Source organism: Streptomyces sp. BK79, assembly GCF_044142145.1.
Taxonomy (GTDB): Bacteria; Actinomycetota; Actinomycetes; order Streptomycetales; family Streptomycetaceae; genus Streptomyces.
The window spans coordinates 153,957-172,384 of the sequence record NZ_JBHVOC010000006.1; the positions used below are offsets into that span (position 1 = coordinate 153,957).

General features: G+C 72.9%; 17 protein-coding genes. 9 read left to right on the forward strand and 8 right to left on the reverse strand.

Annotation, left to right across the window (positions count from 1 at the left end; translation table 11 throughout):
- Positions 1–94 precede the first annotated feature (94 nt).
- Together ACFIF2_RS09495 and ACFIF2_RS09500 are read left to right on the forward strand one after the other, a co-directional pair.
- On the forward strand, positions 95–1,708 hold the full coding sequence (locus ACFIF2_RS09495; protein ID WP_395572077.1) for a succinic semialdehyde dehydrogenase: 1,614 nt from the start codon (positions 95–97) through the stop codon (positions 1,706–1,708).
- 40 nt (positions 1,709–1,748) lie between these two features.
- On the forward strand, positions 1,749–3,566 hold the full coding sequence (locus ACFIF2_RS09500; protein ID WP_395572078.1) for a GMC family oxidoreductase N-terminal domain-containing protein: 1,818 nt from the start codon (positions 1,749–1,751) through the stop codon (positions 3,564–3,566).
- A 102-nt stretch (positions 3,567–3,668) separates the two neighbouring features.
- On the opposite strand, the gene ACFIF2_RS09505 is transcribed toward ACFIF2_RS09500, so the two are convergent.
- Positions 3,669–4,328, reverse strand: a complete 660-nt coding sequence (locus ACFIF2_RS09505; protein ID WP_395572079.1) for an LAETG motif-containing sortase-dependent surface protein — start codon at positions 4,326–4,328, stop codon at positions 3,669–3,671.
- Here ACFIF2_RS09505 and ACFIF2_RS09510 point away from each other — a divergent pair.
- Positions 4,315–4,593 (forward strand): hypothetical protein, encoded by a 279-nt coding sequence (locus ACFIF2_RS09510; protein ID WP_395572080.1) that lies wholly within the window; start codon positions 4,315–4,317, stop codon positions 4,591–4,593. The two genes, ACFIF2_RS09505 and ACFIF2_RS09510, sit on opposite strands and share 14 nt — an antisense overlap.
- A gap of 703 nt (positions 4,594–5,296) precedes the next feature.
- Here ACFIF2_RS09510 and ACFIF2_RS09515 read toward each other — a convergent pair.
- Positions 5,297–5,617: a chorismate mutase gene (locus ACFIF2_RS09515; RefSeq protein ID WP_395572081.1), complete on the reverse strand. Its 321-nt coding sequence runs from the start codon at positions 5,615–5,617 to the stop codon at positions 5,297–5,299.
- Positions 5,618–5,964: 347 nt separating this feature from the next.
- Here ACFIF2_RS09515 and guaA point away from each other — a divergent pair, with 347 nt between their 5' ends.
- Positions 5,965–7,545, forward strand: coding sequence for a glutamine-hydrolyzing GMP synthase (gene guaA / locus ACFIF2_RS09520; RefSeq protein WP_395572082.1), 1,581 nt, complete (start codon positions 5,965–5,967; stop codon positions 7,543–7,545).
- Positions 7,546–7,549: 4 nt separating this feature from the next.
- Here the strand turns inward: guaA and ACFIF2_RS09525 are convergent, their stop codons facing one another.
- Positions 7,550–8,056 (reverse strand): pyridoxamine 5'-phosphate oxidase family protein, encoded by a 507-nt coding sequence (locus ACFIF2_RS09525; protein WP_395572083.1) that lies wholly within the window; start codon positions 8,054–8,056, stop codon positions 7,550–7,552.
- 247 nt (positions 8,057–8,303) lie between these two features.
- On the opposite strand from ACFIF2_RS09525, the gene ACFIF2_RS09530 reads away from it, so the two are divergent.
- Both ACFIF2_RS09530 and ACFIF2_RS09535 read left to right on the forward strand, forming a co-directional pair.
- On the forward strand, positions 8,304–9,599 hold the full coding sequence (locus ACFIF2_RS09530; RefSeq protein WP_395572084.1) for a hypothetical protein: 1,296 nt from the start codon (positions 8,304–8,306) through the stop codon (positions 9,597–9,599).
- A 151-nt stretch (positions 9,600–9,750) separates the two neighbouring features.
- Positions 9,751–10,284 carry a DoxX family membrane protein gene (locus ACFIF2_RS09535; RefSeq protein ID WP_395572085.1) on the forward strand — a complete coding sequence of 178 codons (534 nt, stop codon included), beginning with the start codon at positions 9,751–9,753 and terminating at the stop codon, positions 10,282–10,284.
- Positions 10,285–10,424: 140 nt separating this feature from the next.
- On the opposite strand, the gene ACFIF2_RS09540 is transcribed toward ACFIF2_RS09535, so the two are convergent.
- Both ACFIF2_RS09540 and ACFIF2_RS09545 read right to left on the reverse strand, forming a co-directional pair.
- The gene (locus tag ACFIF2_RS09540) at positions 10,425–10,673 is read right to left on the reverse strand and encodes a hypothetical protein (RefSeq protein WP_395572086.1); all 249 of its coding nucleotides are present in this window, start codon (positions 10,671–10,673) and stop codon (positions 10,425–10,427) included.
- Complete coding sequence (locus ACFIF2_RS09545) at positions 10,660–12,081, reverse strand: PspC domain-containing protein (RefSeq protein ID WP_395572087.1); 1,422 nt, start codon at positions 12,079–12,081, stop codon at positions 10,660–10,662. The genes ACFIF2_RS09540 and ACFIF2_RS09545 overlap by 14 nt, the downstream gene beginning before the upstream one ends.
- Positions 12,082–12,261: 180 nt before the next feature.
- Here ACFIF2_RS09545 and ACFIF2_RS09550 point away from each other — a divergent pair, with 180 nt between their 5' ends.
- Positions 12,262–13,554 (forward strand): PspC domain-containing protein, encoded by a 1,293-nt coding sequence (locus ACFIF2_RS09550; protein WP_395572088.1) that lies wholly within the window; start codon positions 12,262–12,264, stop codon positions 13,552–13,554.
- Positions 13,551–14,294 carry a LuxR C-terminal-related transcriptional regulator gene (locus ACFIF2_RS09555; RefSeq protein WP_395572089.1) on the forward strand — a complete coding sequence of 248 codons (744 nt, stop codon included), beginning with the start codon at positions 13,551–13,553 and terminating at the stop codon, positions 14,292–14,294. Before ACFIF2_RS09550 ends, ACFIF2_RS09555 begins: the two co-directional genes overlap by 4 nt.
- A 19-nt stretch (positions 14,295–14,313) precedes the next feature.
- Here ACFIF2_RS09555 and ACFIF2_RS09560 read toward each other — a convergent pair whose 3' ends face one another.
- A complete protein-coding gene (locus tag ACFIF2_RS09560; RefSeq protein ID WP_395572090.1) occupies positions 14,314–15,369 on the reverse strand; it encodes an NlpC/P60 family protein in 1,056 nt (351 codons plus the stop codon).
- A 314-nt stretch (positions 15,370–15,683) separates the two neighbouring features.
- On the opposite strand from ACFIF2_RS09560, the gene ACFIF2_RS09565 reads away from it, so the two are divergent.
- The gene (locus tag ACFIF2_RS09565) at positions 15,684–16,037 is read left to right on the forward strand and encodes a hypothetical protein (RefSeq protein ID WP_395572091.1); all 354 of its coding nucleotides are present in this window, start codon (positions 15,684–15,686) and stop codon (positions 16,035–16,037) included.
- Here ACFIF2_RS09565 and ACFIF2_RS09570 read toward each other — a convergent pair.
- Complete coding sequence (locus ACFIF2_RS09570; RefSeq protein WP_395572092.1) at positions 16,015–17,028, reverse strand: tellurite resistance/C4-dicarboxylate transporter family protein; 1,014 nt, start codon at positions 17,026–17,028, stop codon at positions 16,015–16,017. The two genes, ACFIF2_RS09565 and ACFIF2_RS09570, sit on opposite strands and share 23 nt — an antisense overlap.
- A 27-nt stretch (positions 17,029–17,055) precedes the next feature.
- Positions 17,056–18,282 (reverse strand): NlpC/P60 family protein, encoded by a 1,227-nt coding sequence (locus tag ACFIF2_RS09575; protein ID WP_395572093.1) that lies wholly within the window; start codon positions 18,280–18,282, stop codon positions 17,056–17,058.
- Positions 18,283–18,428 lie beyond the last annotated feature (146 nt).

Here is an 18,428-nt window from a genome sequence, read left to right on the forward strand (position 1 = left end):
GTTGCCAGCGATCACTGGCGTCATGTGAGCACTCGGTGAATCCCGATTACCGACGGGTACACAAAGCCCCTCCCGGCGTCATACCCTGCGGCTCATGACGGACGCGCAGGCCCCGGCCCTCACCGGCACGAACCCTCTCGCCCCCGCCCCCCGGGGCGCCCGCACCGCGGCCGACGTGGTCACGCCCGAGCTGGTCGCCCAGCTCACCAAGGGCGTGGCCGGCTCCGGCCGCACGGCCAACCACACGCCGTTCACCGGCGAGCAGCTGGCCGAGCTGCCCGAGTCGACGCCCGAGGACGTGGCCGCCGCCTTCGAGCGGGCCCGCGCCGCCCAGGCCGTGTGGGCACGCACGCCGGTACGGCAGCGTGCCGCGGTCCTGCTGCGCTTCCACGACCTGGTCCTGGAGCGCCAGGCCGAGGTGCTCGACCTCATCCAGCTGGAGACCGGCAAGGCCCGCCTGCACGCCCACGAGGAGGTCCAGGCCGTCGCCGTCGCCGCCCGGCACTACGGCCGCAAGGCCCCCGCCTACCTGCGGCCCAAGCGGCACACCGGCGCCGTACCGACCCTCACGAAGGTCACCGAACTGCGCCACCCGCGCGGCGTGATCGGGCAGATCGTCCCGTGGAACTACCCCTTCGAACTGTCCGTCGGTGACGCGCTGCCCGCCCTCGTCGCGGGCAACGCGGTCGTGATGAAGCCCGACACCGAGTCCTGTCTCACCGCGCTGTGGGCCCGTGACCTGCTGATCGAGGCCGGGTTGCCCGCCGACGTGCTCCAGGCCGTCATCGGCGTCGGCCCGGTCATCGGCCCCGAGGTCGTCAAGCACGGCGACTACGTCTCCTTCACCGGCTCCACCCGCACCGGCCGCGAGGTCGCCACGGTCGCCGCGGACCGCCTGGTCGGCGTCTCGCTGGAACTCGGCGGCAAGAACGCCATGCTGGTCCTGGAGGACGCCGACATCGAGAAGGCGGCGGCAGGCGCCGTCCGCGCCTGCTTCTCCTCCGCCGGCCAGCTGTGCGTGTCCATCGAGCGGATCTACGTCCACGACTCGGTCGCCGACGCCTTCCTCGACCGCTTCGCCGCCCGCACCCGCGCGATGCGGCTGGGCAGCGCCCTGGCCTACGGAGCGGACATGGGCTCCCTGGTCAGCGGGCACCAGCTGGAGACCGTGAAGCGGCACGTCGAGGACGCCGTCGGCAAGGGCGCGCGCGTCGTCACCGGGGGAGTGGCCCGCCCCGACATCGGGCCGTACTTCTACGAGCCGACCGTCCTCGAGGGCGTCACGGACGCCATGACCCTGTGCTGCGAGGAGACCTTCGGGCCCGTCGTGTCCGTCTACCGCTTCAAGACGGTGGACGAGGCCGTCGATCGCGCCAACGCCACGTCGTACGGGCTGAACTCCTCGGTGTGGACCACCGACGCCCGCCTGGGGCGCGAGATCGCCGCCCGTCTGCGCACCGGCACGGTCAACATCAACGAGGGCTACGCCTCCGCGTACGGCAGCGTCCAGTCGCCCATGGGCGGCATGAAGGAGTCGGGCCTCGGCCGCCGGCACGGCTCCGAGGGCATCCTCAAGTACACCGAGTCGCAGACGATCGCCCACCAGCGGCTGCTGCCGATGGCGCCCTCGCTCGGCATGGACGACGAGAAGTACGCGGCGTTCATGAGCCGGAGCCTGCGCCTGATGAAGGCGTTCCGCCTCCGCTGACCCAGCCCCAGTCAACGCCCGTTCTCAACGAGGAGAGCACGTGTCGCAGGAGAAGTCTGTCCAGACCCGGGACGAGAACGGGTACGACTACGACGTCGTCGTCGTGGGGTCGGGGTTCGGCGGGTCGGTCTCCGCGCTCCGCCTCACCGAGAAGGGCTACCGGGTCGGCGTCCTGGAGGCCGGCCGCCGCTTCACCCGCGGCACCCTCCCCAGGAACTCCTGGGACCTGAAGAACTACCTCTGGGCGCCGAAGCTCGGCATGTTCGGCATCCAGCGCATCCACCTGCTCGGGAATGTCATGGTCCTGGCAGGCGCGGGCGTCGGCGGCGGCTCCCTCAACTACGCCAACACCCTCTACGTGCCCCCGAAGCCGTTCTTCGAGGACCCCCAGTGGCGTGACATCACCGACTGGCACGAGGAGCTGAGCCCGTACTACGACCAGGCCCGGCGCATGCTCGGCGTCCGGCTGAACCCGACGATGACCCCCTCCGACGTGCACCTGAAGGCCGCCGCCGAGCGGATGGGATGCGGCGACACCTTCCACATGGCGCCGGTCGGCGTCTTCTTCGGCGACGGCGAGGACGCCGACGGCACGGTGAGGGCGAAGCCGGGGGAGAGGGTGCCCGACCCCTACTTCGGCGGCGCGGGCCCCGACCGCACGGCGTGCAACGAGTGCGGCGAGTGCATGACCGGCTGCCGGCGCGGCGCGAAGAACACCCTCAACGAGAACTACCTGTACCTCGCCGAGAAGGCCGGCGCCGTCGTGCACCCGATGACCACGGTCGTCTCGGTCACCGAGGACTCGCGCGGCGGGTTCGCGGTCGCCACCCTCCCCACCGACCGGCAGAAGAAGGGCACCGGCCGCACCTTCACCGCCCGCCGGGTCGTCATCGCCGCCGGCACCTACGGCACCCAGACCCTGCTGCACCGCATGAAGGCGGGCGGCCGGCTGCCCCGAATATCCGACCGGCTCGGGGACCTCACCCGCACCAACTCCGAGGCCCTGGTCGGCGCCCAGACCGACGACCGGCGCTACCGCCAGGCCACCGGACAGCCGCGCGCCGACTTCACGCGGGGCGTCGCCATCACGTCCTCGATCCACCCGGACCCCAACACCCACATCGAGCCGGTCCGTTACGGCAAGGGGTCCAACTCGATGGGCGGCCTGTCCATCCTCCAGGTCCCCTACGCCGGGCACACCGCCTCCGGCGCCTCCCGCGTCCTGGGCTTCCTGGGCCACGCGGCCAGGCACCCGCTGCTGGTGCTGCGTTCCCTGTCCAACCGCAAGTGGTCCGAGCGGACCATCATCGGCCTGGTGATGCAGTCGCTGGACAACTCCCTGACCACGCACCTGAAACCGACGGGCATCGGCAAGGGACTGCTCACCGCCCGCCCGGGCCACGGCTCGCCCAACCCGAAGCAGATCAAGGCGGCGACGGAGGGCGCGTCTGCGCTCGCCGCCGAGATCAACGGCTTCGCCGGCTCCAACGTCGGCGAGCTGATGGGCACCCCGCTCACCGCGCACTTCCTGGGCGGCTGCCCCATCGGCGCCTCCCGCGAGAGCGGCGTCATCGACCCGTACCACCGGCTCTACGGTTACCCCGGCATCTCCGTCGTCGACGGCGCCGCGGTCTCGGCGAACCTCGGCGTCAACCCGTCCCTGACCATCACGGCGCAGGCCGAGCGGGCGATGTCGTACTGGCCGAACAAGGGCGAGAGCGACCCGCGCCCGGCGCAGGGGACGGCGTACGAGCGCCTGGCCCCCGTCGAGCCCAAGTCCCCGGCGGTCCCGGACCAGGCGTTCGGCGCGCTGCGGCTGCCGTTCCTCGGGATACCGGCGGTGCCGCCGAAGGAGTAGCCGCACGGGAGGGGGCGCGGAACGCAGAAGGACCTGCGCCCCCCTCCGAGCGCAGGTCCTTCCCGTCTTGCGGCCGGCCGTGCCGGCGCCTACCGCAGGCGCTTACGCCTCGGCGCCGGCCTTGCGCCGCCGCACCGCGAACACCGCGCCGCCACCGACGACGACGGCGATCCCGCCGACGAGGCCGATCATCGGCAGGGCGGAGCTCGAACCGGTCTCGGCGAGGCTGCCGGTGACCTCGGGCGTGTTGGCGGCCGGCTTCTCGTCGGCGACGGGCGCCTTGCCGCCTTCCTGCGGCTCGGTGCCCTCGGTGTCGGTGCCGGCGGCCACGATCTCGAACTTGTAGGCGACGTCACCGAAGCCGACGCACTGGTCGTCCGCGTCGCCGTAGATGGTCGCGCCCAGCGTGAAGCCGGCGCCGACCGGGGCGTCGGACTTCACGTTGATCCGCAGCGGGATGTCGACCTCGTAGCCGGGCGCCAGCTCGTCCGTGTAGCCGACGTAACCGACCGCGTAACCGAACTCGTTGAGGTCCTCCCAGATCTCGTCCTCCGGGTTCCACGCCTGGAGGCTGACCTTCTTGCTCTCGAACAGCTCCTCGCCGTCGCGGTCGGAGGAGGCGCCGGCCAGGTAGTCGAGGTTCTGCAGCGTGGAGTCGGAGTTGTTGGCGACGTTCAGCGAGAACTCGTGCCAGCCGCTGCCCACCGAGATCTTGCCGGGCAGGCCGGTGATGCTGACGTCGACCTTGGTGTCCTCGCACACGGCGTCGGGGTCCGGGGTCTCCGACTCCTCGGGGGCCGAGGTGCTCGGCGCCGGCGAGGTGGGCGCGGAGGTGCTGGGCGCCGGGGACTCGGGGGCGGAGCTGCTCGGAGAGCTGCTGGGCGAGCTGCTCGGGGAGTCGCTCGCCGGGGGAGTGGTCTCGCTCGTGGACTGGCTCGGCGCCGGGGTGTCCGTCGACGGGGTGTCCGTCGTCGGCGCGCTCTCGGAGACGCTCGGCGACGGGGAGGACGTGTCCTCGGTCGCGTAGGCGGCCGGGGCCGCGAGCAGTGCCACCGGGGCGATCACAGCCGTGGCGGCCGCGGCTGCCATGGCGCGACGAAGCTTCATGAAGACCTCGGGTGGTCCGGCGTACCGCACGCGCGGTACGGGAGAGTGGGAGGCCTCCGCGTGTGGGGCGCGGGTGTGGCCCTTGGTTCTAGCTGTACGCCTGTTTGATCAGTGAAGGCCGCGCATGGTTGTCCCGAACTGACAAAACCTTTATGTGACGTACGCCACCCGGAAGGGATCGCCGGACATGGCAATGGAGCGCCGGACATGGCGAAGGGCCCCGCGGGTGTGCGGCCGCGGGGCCCTTCCTCAGCCAGCACCGGCGTCAGGGCGGCGCCGGTGCCTCGGAGCGGCGCCGGGGGGGTGCGCCGCGGGTCTCGAGTGGTCGTGCGGTTGTGGTGGGGCGCGGTGGTGGGAGGGCCGCGCACGGGACCGTTGTCCGTTCGGCCGGCCCCGGGCGTCCCCGGAGCCGGCCGTTCCTGGGTGACCGGGCTGCTGTCCCCTGCCGTCCGGTCACTTCCCCGGAGCGAGGTCCCACGACGTGCGGCACGATCCGCACGCCTCATCGCTCCGGCTTGGCCACGCGTGGTTGTTCGGGCCCGCCCCTGGCTGGCACGGACACCGGGACCAACGAAGCCGCTCGGGTACCGGTCACGCGCCGTACGGGTGAGAAGCGGCCGAACTCAGATGCGACCGCGGCACAGCTCCAGCATGGTCATCGCCAGCGCCGTACCCGGCTTGCCCAGCGCCTGCCGGTAGTGGTCGAGGACCTCCATCTCGCGGGAGAGGTTCACGCGCCGGCCGCCGGAGGTGATCCGCGCCTCCTGGATGACGGCGGAGACGGCCATCCGTTCCTGGATCAGGCCGATGATCCGGTCGTCGAGGGCGTCGATGCGGTCACGGGCGCCGGTGATCACGCCGGCGGCCTCGGAGGTGCGGGCGCCGGTCTTGTCCGTGGCGGTGGTCTTGTCCGTAGCGCCGGTCTTGTCCGTGGCGGTGGTCATGAGGGCTCCTTGGGGGCTGGTGGCCCCGGAGCGACCGGACCCGGAAACGCCAGACGCCCCGGGCCTTGTCGGCCCGGGGCGCCTGGGAAGTCGCTTGTCAGTTGCTCAAGCAGCACGACCATGGCAGCCGGTGGGCCGGTTGCCATAGGTAAACAGGAACGCCTGGTGCGTGAGCATGGGCCCAGTATGCCCCGGGGACGCTCGGTGTCCAAGCCGGTTCGGATGGTGAGACCCCGGGGCGCCGCGGGGGTGGCGCGGGCCGGGCACCCGTGGGCGGGACGTGCCACCTGCCCGTCTCGGTAGAATCGGGAGCACAAGACCCCCGCCCGACCGCCGGAAGGCACCCCGTGTCATCAGCGACTCCCGCTGCCGCCGCCCCCGACACCGTCCTGGTCGTCGACTTCGGTGCGCAGTACGCCCAGCTCATCGCCCGTCGTGTCCGCGAGGCGCGGGTCTACAGCGAGATCGTGCCGAGCTCCATGCCGGTCGAGGAGATGCTCGCCAAGAACCCGGCGGCCATCATCCTCTCCGGCGGTCCCTCGTCGGTGTACGAGCCGGGCGCCCCGACCCTCGACCGCTCCCTGTTCGAGGCCGGCGTCCCCGTCTTCGGCATGTGCTACGGCTTCCAGCTGATGGCGCAGACCCTCGGCGGCACCGTCGACAACTCCGGCGCCCGTGAGTACGGCCGCACGGAGCTGCACGTCTCCAAGAACTCCTCCACCCTCTTCGAGGGCACCCCCGCCGAGCAGGCCGTGTGGATGTCGCACGGCGACGCCTGCTCCGCCGCCCCCGAGGGCTTCGCCGTCACCGGCTCCACCGACGTCGTCCCGGTCGCCGCCTTCGAGAACGACGAGAAGAAGCTCTACGGCGTCCAGTACCACCCCGAGGTGATGCACTCCACGCACGGGCAGCAGGTGCTGGAGCACTTCCTGTACCGGGGCGCGGGCCTGAGCCCCGACTGGACCACGGGCAACGTCATCGAGGAGCAGGTCGCCGCGATCCGCGAGCAGGTCGGCGACAAGCGCGCCATCTGCGGCCTGTCCGGCGGCGTGGACTCCGCCGTCGCCGCCGCCCTCGTCCAGAAGGCCATCGGCTCCCAGCTGACCTGCGTCTACGTCGACCACGGCCTGATGCGCAAGGGCGAGACCGAGCAGGTCGAGAAGGACTTCGTCGCCGCGACCGGCGTGCAGCTCAAGGTCGTGGACGCCGAGGAGCGGTTCCTCAAGGCGCTCGCCGGGGTCTCGGACCCCGAGGAGAAGCGGAAGATCATCGGCCGCGAGTTCATCCGGGTCTTCGAGCAGGCGCAGCTGGAGATCATGCAGGAGGACGGCCCCGAGGTCGCCTTCCTCGTGCAGGGCACGCTCTACCCGGACGTCGTCGAGTCCGGCGGCGGCACCGGCACCGCCAACATCAAGTCCCACCACAACGTGGGCGGCCTCCCCGACGACATCGAGTTCGAGCTGGTCGAGCCGCTGCGCCAGCTGTTCAAGGACGAGGTCCGGATGGTCGGCCAGGAGCTGGGCCTGCCGGAGGAGATCGTCCAGCGCCAGCCCTTCCCGGGCCCCGGCCTCGGCATCCGCATCGTCGGCGAGGTCACCAAGGAGCGGCTCGACCTGCTCCGCGAGGCCGACGCCATCGCCCGTGAGGAGCTGACGGCGGCCGGCCTCGACCGCGACATCTGGCAGTGCCCCGTGGTGCTGCTCGCCGACGTCCGCTCGGTCGGCGTCCAGGGCGACGGCCGCACCTACGGCCACCCGATCGTGCTGCGGCCCGTGTCCTCCGAGGACGCGATGACGGCCGACTGGTCCCGGCTGCCGTACGACGTGCTGTCCAGGATCTCGACGCGGATCACCAACGAGGTCAAGGACGTCAACCGGGTCGTCCTCGACGTGACCTCGAAGCCGCCGGGGACGATCGAGTGGGAGTGAACCCCTAGGTGCGCCTGAAGGTGCGCAAGGGCTTCCCGGGCTGCCAGACCTGGACGACGAGATACGCGTCGTCCGCCACGTAGGTCCGCACGACCTCCGTCAGCTCGGTTCGGAAGAGGTGGAACGGCTCCGGCGGTTCCACCTCTTTCACGTACCCGGCCCGGACCCCGGGGTCCTCCACCTCGACCGCCCGTCCGCCGATCCGCACGTCCCCGCCGCCCATCCCGGTGCCGTCCCCCGGGTTCGCCTGCACCGCGAACCGTGCGTCGCGGCGCAGGTCGAGCGCCTTCAGCGAACCCGGCATCATGCCGAGCCACAGCTCACCGCCCAGGAAACGCACCTCCAGACCGCTGGTGCGGGGCGAACCGTCCTTGCGTAGGGTGGCGAGGGTGTGGTGGGTGTACGCGCCGAAGCGGGCCTCCACGGTGGCGGCCAGCGCGGGTTCGGCGGCGGTGAAGTCCGCCCAGCTCGCGGTGGTGTGCGGGGACGTGTCCGGAATGCTCGATGCCATACGTCGAGTGTGACCCCGAAATCCGACACCTTGTGTCCGGTATCGAGACCGCGCCGGCGCCGGGGCGATCCCGGCCCCGGGGGAACCCCCGCAGGCGGGTCAACATCGTGCTTCCCTCATCACCCGCGCTGGGCGGAGAAGCCGGGGGCGCCGGGCGCGCGAGGGGTTCCGTACGGCACAATTCGCTTTCGTCGCAAGGGACTTAGGGCTGGGTTGTCGCAGGGGTTCGGGAAGGCGGGCGTCGGGCGTGGCGGTGCGGGAGGCGAGACGCGGGAGCGGCTCGGACAAGGGCGCGTACGAAGCGGCGCACGGGGGCGGCTGCACCTGCGGTGACTGTCCGCACGGCGCCCGGGAGGGGCACCGCCGGGCGGTCGCCGCGTTTCTGCTGCGCCGGGACGAGTTCGCCGCCGGGCAGGGCCTGCCGGCCGCGGTGGCCCACTCGGCCTCCGCCTCCCGGCAGTGGGTCTCGGAGGAGCTGACCCAGTCCGCGGAACTCGTCGCCGAACGCGGTCGCGCCGAGGGCGAGGCATGGCTCGCGGGCCTCGGACGCCGCACGGCGGCCGTGGTGTGGGCCGGGGTCGTCCTGCTGCTCCTCGGGCAGTCGCTCACCGCGATCGGGGCCGGCTGGTCGGCGGCGCGCACCGCCGGGCTCGTGGCGGCGGTGGTCGTGGCCGGCGCGCTGACGGCGGCCTCCTTCTTCCACCGGTCGCGGGGCGGGGCGCTGGCTCCCGTCATCGGCGAGGACAACCGCCTGTCCACGTCCAGGGCGGTCGCGGCGGTCTGGGTGCTGTTCGTCGCCTACGCGGTACTCGTCCTGGCCGGGCAGCTGGCCGTGGCCTCGGGCCACGACGAGCGGGACGCACTGATCTCAGGACTCGAACTGGCTCGCGGCGCCGGCGCGGTGACGGTGCTCGCGGTGGTGTGCGCGATCGCGGTCCTGGTGCGGCGGGTGGTCGGACTGCGGGTGCTGGGGCAGCGCCTGCAGAAGGTACGGGCGGACCGGCCGCGCGCGGCCGACCTGCTGACCGATGACGCCGGACGCGGGACCTTCGCCGACATCCAGTACGTGGTCATCAGCACCGTCGCCCTGGTGTTCGCGGCGGTGCGGCTGGCCCGACGCCCGGAGCAGCTGCCCGACCTGCCGTGGGGGCTGGCGGTCGTGGTGCTGGTGTCGGCTGCCACCTACCTGGCCGGCAAGTACGCGGAGGGCGGCCGTCCGGTGATCCTCTCCGTGGTCCGGGCCCGGGAGGCCGGTGACCTCGACGCGCCGATCCGCACCGGCGACGACATCGAGATCCGGGGCGCCGGCTTCGTCCCCCCGGGCGCCCAGCGCGCGGACCGCCTGTCCCGGATGGTGGTCCGCATCGGCGCGGTCAACGTCCACGTCCCGCTGGTCCCGGTGACCGGCGGCTTCAGCAACCCCGCGGACGACCTCCTGACGGTCCCGGTACCCGCGGACGTGGAGCCGGGCCGGGTGGACGTCCAGGTGGTCACGAGCGCGGGCGTGGAGACCAACCGGTACGCCATCGACGTCACGGACTGACCGCCCGGCCGACCCGGCCCCGCCGGCCGGCGAACTGTCGAAACCGACAGGAAGAAAACGCCGGAGGGAGGGGTTGAGCGGGCCCCGTGTGCTGTACGTATGGACTGTCGAGGGGGTCTGGGCACGCGCGGGCGAGAGGCGGCTGGCAGTGATGGCTCACGGTATGCGGACGGACGCGTACACCACACGTCCGGGCGATGACGGCGGCTGGCGGGACCAGGCCACGCGGTACGCGCTGCTGCCCCTGCGGATCTTCCTGGGCGTCACCTTCGTCTACGCGGGCCTGGACAAGCTCACCGACAGCGCCTTCATGAAGGACTCGGGCGCCGGTTCCGTCGGCGACATGATGCGCACCGTCCGCGACTCCTCGGCGCTCCCCTCCCTGGTCGACCTGGCCCTGAAGAGCCCTTCCGGCTTCGGCTACGCCATCGCCCTCGGCGAACTCGCCGTCGGTATCGGCACCCTGCTCGGACTGCTGACCCGCCTGGCGGCCCTCGGCGGCGCGCTGATCTCCCTCAGCCTGTGGCTGACCGTCAGCTGGGCCTCTGACCCGTACTACTACGGCAACGACCTGGCCTACCTCATGGCCTGGACCCCCCTCGTCCTCGCGGGCGCGCCGCTGCTGTCCCTGGACGCCTTGCTGCGCTCCCGGCGACGACAGCGGACGGCGGGCGGGTACCGGTAAGACTCTGCGGCGGGCAGGTACCGGTAAGACCCTGCGGCGGCCAGGGGGGTGTCCCCGGCTGGGCGCTGCTCCGGCCGGCCGGTCGGCCGTCCGTCCGTCCGTCCGTCCGGTAGGGTGCCGTGCCGCCCGGCCCGGCGTCCTCAGCCGCCGGGGATGCCGGCCCGGCGCCCGTCCTCCCTCGTCTCCCGCAGCGCCCCGCGGCGTCGGTGCACCGTCCGGGCCAGGACGCCGACCGCTCCGGCGACGCAGAGGCCGCCCACCACGAGCGGGATCAGCACGAACCACGGGGTCTGCCAGAGGCCCCCCGCGTCGCCGGCGTAGACGACCCCCGCCGCGGTCAGGAAGGCGCCGGCGACCAGGCGCCCGGGCTGGAACCTATGACGCAGCACGGGCCACCTCCGCCTGTCCGACGCCGACCTCGAGGTCGAGGACGAGGGTGCCGGCGTCCTTGCCGCCCGAGGCGGGGGGCAGGGTGATCTCCTGGTGCTTGCCCGGTGCCACGTCCACGTCCTTCTCGTCGTCGCCGGGCAACTGGATGTCACCCACGCCCACCTCCGCGCTCAGCCGCACGGTCACGTCCTGCGGCACCACGACCCGTATTCGGCCCACGCCCACGTCGGCCCGGGTGGTCACCGTCTGCCCCTCGGCCAGGTCCAGCCGGGACAGGTCGAGGGTGCCACTGCCGACGCCTACCTCGTACTGCTCGCGAACGGCGGTCTTCGTCGGGGGCGCCCAGGTGGTCCGGACCCAGTCGGTGCCGACGTCCTCGGGCAGGGCGACCGAGCCGGCGAGCAGGCCCGCCGTGATGACCGCGAGGAAGACCGAGCCGGCGCCCGTGCGCCCGATGAAGGCGCTGAGCGCGATGCCGACGCCGAAGACGGCGAGGGCGCAGGCGAGTCCGGTCTGCAGGCTGGTGCCGAGCGGGTGCTCGTCCCAGGTCAGCCGGGTGCCGAGGAAGCCGGCGAGCAGGGCGAGGAGGAACACCCAGCCGCCGATCCCGCGCGGGCCGCGTGGCTGCGGGACCCGCGCCTGCCGGTCGCCCGCGACGGCGCGCCCGGCGCCCGGGACGCCGCGGCTGATGTTGACGGCGGCGGCGATGTCCCGGTCCTCGGAGTCCGGCGGGCCCCACAGGTATCCCGTCCCGCCGACGTGGCTGCCGTCCTTGACCAGCGGCTCGCGCCACCAGGAGGGCCAGGTGATCAGGATCGGCGGAGCCTGCGCCTCCGGTGGGGCGTCGGCGACGGCCTGGGCGGCCAGCGGGTCGGGGTCGGGCGCCCTGCGCTGCCGTGACCAGTAGCCGGCGCCCGCGAGGAGGAGGGAGAGGACGACGGCGAAGGTGAGCACGCCGCCGTTGTTCAGCATGGTCAGGAGGACCCCGCAGCCGACCAGCGCGAACAGCACGGCCGCCAGTGCCTGGCCGTCGACCCGCCCGGTCAGCAGCTTGCGCACCTCGTTCTCCTCCTCGTCGTCGTAGGGGACGAAGAGCCAGGCGAAGCCGTAGAAGATGAGGCCGATGCCGCCGGTCGCGGAGAGCACCGCGAGCGTGATCCGGAAGATCACCGGATCCACGTCGCACTGCCGCCCCAGGCCGGCGCAGACTCCGGCGAGCGTCTTGTGCCGCCGGTCGCGCCGGAACTTGTGGGGCGGCCCGGGGACATCGCCCCCGCCGGCGCCCGCGCCGGGCGCGGAACCCGTGGCATCCGCGGCGGGCGCGGCATCCTGCGGCCCGGCGCCCCGAGGGGGGCGCGGGCCGGGGCCGGGTCCCGGACCCGTCGCGGCGTGCTCGTGATCTGTCATGGGTCCATGGTGACGGGCGCGGCGCCGCGACGGCAGCCGGTTCGACCCTGGTCGGACCCTGATATCGGCCCTGACCCGACGCCCGGGGAGCGTTCGAGGCGCCCGGGGGCCGAAGATCAGGGGAGTCTCGGGGGCCGACCCTGATGCCCCGCCGCCCACGGCCGTGTGACCATCGATGCCATGCCGGAAGCCGCAGCAGCGCCCCTCGTCGAACCGCGGCCGCCGCGCAAGCTCTACCGCAGCAGCGACGGACGCTGGCTCGGTGGTGTGGCGCGGGGGCTGGCCGGGCACCTCGGGCTGCCCGTCATCTGGGTGCGGTTCGCGTTCGTCGGCCTGTTCATGGCCGACGGTCTCGGCGCGTTGCTGTACGCGGCCTTCTGGTTCTTCGTCCCGCTGGGCGTCGGCGGGGTCGACGCGCAGCGGCCGCCGTCCCTCGTCACCGCCGAGACCGCGCCGGACGGGCGCCGCAGACTCGTCGCCCGCAAGCCCGACAAGGGCCAGATCGTCGCCCTGCTCCTGATGGTCGTCGTGGCCCTGGTCTTCGTGGGCAACGTCGACCTCGGCGGCGGCGCCAAGGCGTACCTCTGGCCGACCGTGCTCGTCGGCGCCGGTGTCGCCCTCGTCTGGCGCCAGGCGGACAACGCCCGCAGGGCCCGCTGGGCCGAGGTGGGGCGGCACCGGCGCACCGTGACCCTGCTGCGTTCCGTGGCCGGTGTCCTGCTGGTGACGGCCGGTGTCACCGGCATCTTCGTCCTCCAGGGGTCCGCCGCGCACCTCGGTTCCGTCCTCCAGGCGGCCCTCGCCGTCCTGGTCGGGATCACGCTCCTCGCCGGCCCCTACCTGGTGCGCATGACCCAGGACCTCTCCGAGGAGCGGCTGATGCGCATCCGCGCGCAGGAGCGCGCCGAGGTCGCCGCCCACGTCCACGACTCGGTCCTGCACACCCTGACCCTGATCCAGCGCAACGCGGAGAGCGCGGGCGAGGTGCGCCGCCTGGCCCGGGCCCAGGAGCGCGACCTGCGGGCCTGGCTCTACAAACCGGAGGGCAACGGCAAGGACGAGGACGACGAGCCCACCACCCTCGCCGAGGCCGTGAGACGCAATGCCGCCGAGGTGGAGGACAAGCACGGTGTCCCCATCGAGGTCGTGGTCGTCGGCGACTGCCCCCTCGACGACAGGATCGCCGCACAGATGCAGGCCGGACGCGAGGCGATGGTGAACGCCGCCAAGTACGGTGGCGAGGGCGGCGCGGTTCAGGTCTTCGCCGAAGTCGAGGGCAGGACGGTCTTCGTGTCCGTCCGGGACCGCGGTCCCGGCTTCGACCTCGACTCGATACCCGCCGACCGCATGGGCGTCAGAGAATCGATCATCGGCCGCATGGAGCGCAACGGCGGCACGGCGCGGCTGCGCGCGGTGCCGGACGGCGGCACGGAGGTCGAGCTGGAGATGGAGAGGGCGGAGAAGACGTCATGAGCGACCCGATCGAGGCGAACGGAACGGCGGGAACGGGCGGCGAGGCGGCCCGGCCCGCGTCGGCGGACAGCGCGGGGGAGCGTCACGTGCGCGTGGTCCTCGTCGACGACCACCGCATGTTCCGTACCGGCGTCCAGGCCGAGATCGGCCAGACCGCCGAGACCGGGGTCGAGGTGGTCGGGGAGGCCGCCGACGTCGACCAGGCGGTCACCGTCATCACCGCGACCCGGCCCGAAGTGGTGCTCCTCGACGTCCACCTTCCGGGCGGCGGCGGCGTCGAAGTACTGCGCCGCTGCGCCCCGTTGATGAGCGACGCCGAGCGGCCGGTCCGCTTCCTCGCCCTGTCCGTGTCGGACGCGGCGGAGGACGTGATCGGCGTGATCCGCGGCGGCGCCCGGGGCTACGTCACCAAGACGATCACGGGCACGGACCTGGTCGACTCCGTCTTCCGGGTCCAGGAGGGCGACGCGGTCTTCTCGCCGCGCCTGGCCGGGTTCGTCCTCGACGCGTTCGCGTCCACGGACGCCCCGCCCGTCGACGAGGACCTCGACCGCCTCACCCAGCGCGAGCGCGAGGTGCTGCGCCTCATCGCGCGGGGCTACGCGTACAAGGAGATCGCCAAGCAGCTGTACATCTCGGTGAAGACGGTCGAGTCCCACGTCTCGGCGGTCCTGCGCAAGCTCCAGCTGTCCAACCGGCACGAGCTGACCCGGTGGGCGACGGCCCGGCGGCTGGTCTGACCACCGCGGGGGCGGCGCGTCACACCACCCGCGTCGCCCCCGCGAACGGCATCTGGTCGACGGGGGCCACGCGGACCGGTGCCGAGGGGTTGGGGGCGTGGATCATCTGCCCGTTTCCGGCGTAGATGCCGACGTGACTGATGCCGGAGTAGAAGAAGACCAGGTCGCCGGGGCGGAGTTCCGAGCGGCCGACGCGGCGGCCGGCGTCGATCTGGGCGTAGGTCGTGCGGGGCAGGGAGACACCGGCGGCGCGGTAGGCGGCCTGGACGAGGCCCGAGCAGTCGAAGGCGTCGGGGCCGGTCGCGCCCCACACGTAGGGGCTGCCGAGTTTCTGCCGGGCGTAGGCGAGGGCCGCCGCGGCGCGGGAGCTGGGCGCCTGGGCCGTGGCGGGCAGGCTGTCCCGGGGGCCCGCCGAGGAGCGGGAGGCCCGGTCGGCCGTGCCGTGGCCGATGCGGGCGCGTTCCTCGGCCGTCAGCCGGGACAGCAGGCGCCGGGCCGCGTCCAGCTTGCCGGTGACGGTCTCGCGGTGACGTTTCAGCTCGGCCCGGCGTGAGGTCAGCGAGGTCACCTCGACGCGGGCTGCGCCGCGCAGCCGCTCGATCTCCCGCAGCTCCTTGCGCACCCGGCCCACGGCGGCCGTCTGCCGGCTGCCCGCCCGCTCGACGAGGGCGGCGCCGTCGAGGTAGCGGTCGGGGTCGGCGGAGAGCGCGAGTTGCAGGGCCGGGTCGAGGCCGCCGCTGCGGTACTGGGCCGCCGCGACCGAACCGAGCGCCTCGCGGGCGGAGTTCAGCCGGTCCTCCTTGCGGGCCGCCTGGTCCCGCAGCTTCTCCAGGCGCTGTTCGGCGGCGTCCGCCTTCTCCTTCGCGCCGTTGTACTTCTCGGTGGCGATCTCCGCCTCCCGGTAGAGCCGGTCCACCTTGGCCTCGACCTGTGCCGGCGTCGGCTCCGGGTCCGCGTGCCCGGTCCCGCCGCCCAGGCCCGTCGCGGTGGCGGCTCCCGCGAGGGTGAGGGTGGCGGCGGCCCGGGCCCTCCCGCCGCCCGTTGTGCTCCATCGCGGCCTGCGGTGCGCTCCCACCTGCGATCCACGTCCTTCCGTACGACTGACTCGGCTCGGTGCCGTCGGGCAGGACGCTAGGCGCGTCGGTAACGGTCCGGTGACGGGTTGCGCGGAACTGGCGGTACCGGTTCGCCGGGCGACCGTATACGACCGGCGTGCCGTCCCGCGGTCGTCGTCTTCACGCGGGGTGATGACCGATATGCCGGACCAGGGACGGGCGAGGGCCGTGAGGTGTTATGAGGCGCATATATGCGCCGGGGTGCCACTCCCGCGCGCGGGGCCGCCCGGGCCGGTGTCGGAGGGTGCCCGGGCCCTGACTAGGCTCCGGCCCCATGGACGTACTCATCCACCTCTTCGTCGGTCTGCACATCATCGGCATCGCGGCGCTCCTCGGTGGCTTCCTGACCCAGATGAAGGCGATGGGCCAGGGCACGGCCCGTTACACCCCGGCGATGCTGCACGGCGCGCTGACGATGCTGGTCACCGGAGTGATCCTGGTCGGCCTCAACCAGGCCCAGGACTACTCCGTCGACAACATCAAGATCGGTGTGAAGCTCGCCGTCCTGATCGTGATCCTCGGCCTGGTCTACGTGAAGCGCGACGACGAGAAGGTGGACAAGCCGCTCTTCGGCCTGGTCGGCCTGCTGACCGTCGTGAACGTCTTCATCGCGGTGCTGTGGACCTGACGGCCGGCGCGTCCGTCCCCGCGGTCCGCAGCGCGCCCCGCGCCGCGAGGACCGCCCCCGCCGCGACCGCCAGCCACGCGGCGACCGCGATCCACAGCAGCACCTGACCCGGCGCCTCCAGCCACGGGACGTCGACCGCGGCCGCGACGGACAGCGTCGCGGCCGCCGTCATGCCGAGCGGGAAGACGGTCGACCAGCGCCGTACGTCGTAGCGGAGCCGGGGCCAGGCGATCTCGGCGGCGAGGAGCACGGCGTACCAGGCGAGGTCGAGGACGAGCAGGAAGACCGTCACGTCGTGCAGCACGGCGTGGTCGTCGTTGTTCCACAGGTACATGTCCGTCCCGGACGCCGCGAGCAGCTTGGCCCCCGCGAGCGCCGAGATGGCGAGCGCGCCGCCCGCCACCCAGTGGTCCCCGGCGCCCTTGGCGATCTGCCGCAGATCGAAGCGGAACAGCGCGATCAGGTAGAGCACGATGCCCAGCCAGAACGGCACCAGCGCGGCGTGCGCCAGCCAGGCCGTCGAGGTGGCCGCGGCCAGCGTGGCCCCCAGCACGGCGAGCCCCTCCGTGGCCACGCAGCCCAGGAACACCGCCCCGGGCATCCGGCGTCCCCAGCGCTGTACGACCAGGAACAGCAGCGCCGGCCACAGCAGTGCCGCAAGCCCCAGCAGCACCGCCGCCACGGGCGACCAGCCGAGCAGGGAGAGCCGGGTGCCGAGCACGCTCGTCGCGGCGACGGCGGTGAGCGCGCCCGGCGTCCCCGCCCGCGTCAGCCACTGCGCGCGCTCGGCGAGCAGCAGGTAGACGAAGTTGGCCGCCAGGGTGAGCCAGGCGGCGCAGGCCAGGACCAGGGCGATCCGGGACAGCGTCTCGTGGCCCGTCAGGTGCAGGCCCACCGACACGATGCCGGTCGCCATCACCGCGGCCCCGGCCGCCGGCGGACGCTGCGCCCACCAGGCGCGCAGAGGGGAGGGGGAGGTGCCCGATGACATGCGCCCGATGCTAGGCAGACGCGCGGCTCAGGCCGGGCGCACCACGCTGTGGATCGAGGACTCACCGTCGTAGAAGATCGACTCCTCGCGGACGTACGCGCCCGGCTTCGGGGCGTGGATCATCATGCCGTTGCCGATGTAGAGGCCGACGTGGCTGAGGTCTTCGTAGAAGAAGACCAGGTCACCGGGCTGGGCCTGGGAGACCGGGACCGTGGTGCCGGCGTCGACCTGGTCGTAGGTGGTGCGCGGCAGCGTCACCCCGGCGTCCCTCCAGGCGGCCTGGGTGAGGCCCGAGCAGTCGTAGGAGTCGGGGCCGGTGGCGCCCCACACGTACGGCTTGCCGATCTGGGCGCGGGCGAAGGCGAGGGCGTTGGCCGCCTTGGTGCCGTACGAGGAGTCCGGCGGTGCGGCGGAGCCCGACGAGCCGGTGTCACCGGCCGAGCCCGTGGACCCCGTCGACCCGGTGGACCCCGTCGACCCGGTCCCCGTGGAGCCGGAGGCGGCGTCGCTCTCCTGCCGGGCGGCCCGCTCCCGCCGCTCCCGCTCCTCGGCCTGCTGCTTCGCCAGCTCGGCGGCCTTGCGGGCGGCCTCCTCCTGCTTCTTCTTCTCGATCGCCGCGAGCCGGGCCTTCTCCTCGGCCGTCAGCTCCGAGAGCAGGTCCCGCGCGGTGGCGAGCTTCTTCTGGACGGTGGCCTTGGCCGTCTTCAGCTCGTTCTGCGAGTCGGTGAGGGTCTCGAGGCTCTCGGTGGCCTCCCGGCGCTTCTTCATCGTCTCGGACTGCTGCGTGACGAAGTCGTCGACCGCGTCCTTCTGCCGACCGGTGAGCCGGTTCATCAGCTGGTTCTGGTCGAAATAGTCCTGCGGGGAGTCCGCCAGCAGGAAGGTCGCGGTGTCCGGGATCGCGGCGCCCGTGCGGTACTGGGCGGAGGCGAACGACCCCAGCTCCTCGCGGGCCTCGTTGAGCTTCTGGGTGCGCCGGGCGACGTCGTCGAGGAGGGTGTCGACGCGCTTGCGCTGCTTGGAGGTCTTCTCCTTGGCCGCGTTGTACTTCTCGGTCGCCGAGCCCGCCTGGCGGTAGAGGTCGTCGACCTTCTTCTCGACCTCTTCGAGGCTCGGCCGGTCGTCGTCCGACGGGGTGGCGTCGGCCGTCTGGGAGAGCAGGGCGACGGAGGTGAGGGCCGCGGTGGCGAGGGCGGGGGTCCGGATGCCTGCGACGCGCGGACCGGTGGGGCGCGACTTGCGGTGCGACGCCAAGGAGGCGACTCCTTCCAGAGCTCCGCCTGCCGGGTCAGCGGCGGGGAGGGGGCGGTGAGCCGATTCACCCAGAGGTTCTCGGTGGGTCCCCGGCTCCGGGCGCCGTGCGGGCACACCGGACTCGGCGGGGGCCGCGCGGTCCGGCG

Bases quoted from the DNA above. Each gene is read 5' to 3' on its own strand.
- ACFIF2_RS09570 (WP_395572092.1), bottom strand. From the start codon at position 17,028: ATGTCATCGGGCACCTCCCCCTCCCCTCTGCGCGCCTGGTGGGCGCAG.
- ACFIF2_RS09550 (WP_395572088.1), top strand. From the start codon at position 12,262: ATGCCGGAAGCCGCAGCAGCGCCCCTCGTCGAACCGCGGCCGCCGCGC.
- ACFIF2_RS09515 (WP_395572081.1), bottom strand. From the start codon at position 5,617: ATGACCACCGCCACGGACAAGACCGGCGCTACGGACAAGACCACCGCC.
- ACFIF2_RS09535 (WP_395572085.1), top strand. From the start codon at position 9,751: ATGGCTCACGGTATGCGGACGGACGCGTACACCACACGTCCGGGCGAT.
- ACFIF2_RS09495 (WP_395572077.1), top strand. From the start codon at position 95: ATGACGGACGCGCAGGCCCCGGCCCTCACCGGCACGAACCCTCTCGCC.
- ACFIF2_RS09555 (WP_395572089.1), top strand. From the start codon at position 13,551: ATGAGCGACCCGATCGAGGCGAACGGAACGGCGGGAACGGGCGGCGAG.
- ACFIF2_RS09545 (WP_395572087.1), bottom strand. From the start codon at position 12,081: ATGACAGATCACGAGCACGCCGCGACGGGTCCGGGACCCGGCCCCGGC.
- ACFIF2_RS09565 (WP_395572091.1), top strand. From the start codon at position 15,684: ATGGACGTACTCATCCACCTCTTCGTCGGTCTGCACATCATCGGCATC.
- ACFIF2_RS09525 (WP_395572083.1), bottom strand. From the start codon at position 8,056: ATGGCATCGAGCATTCCGGACACGTCCCCGCACACCACCGCGAGCTGG.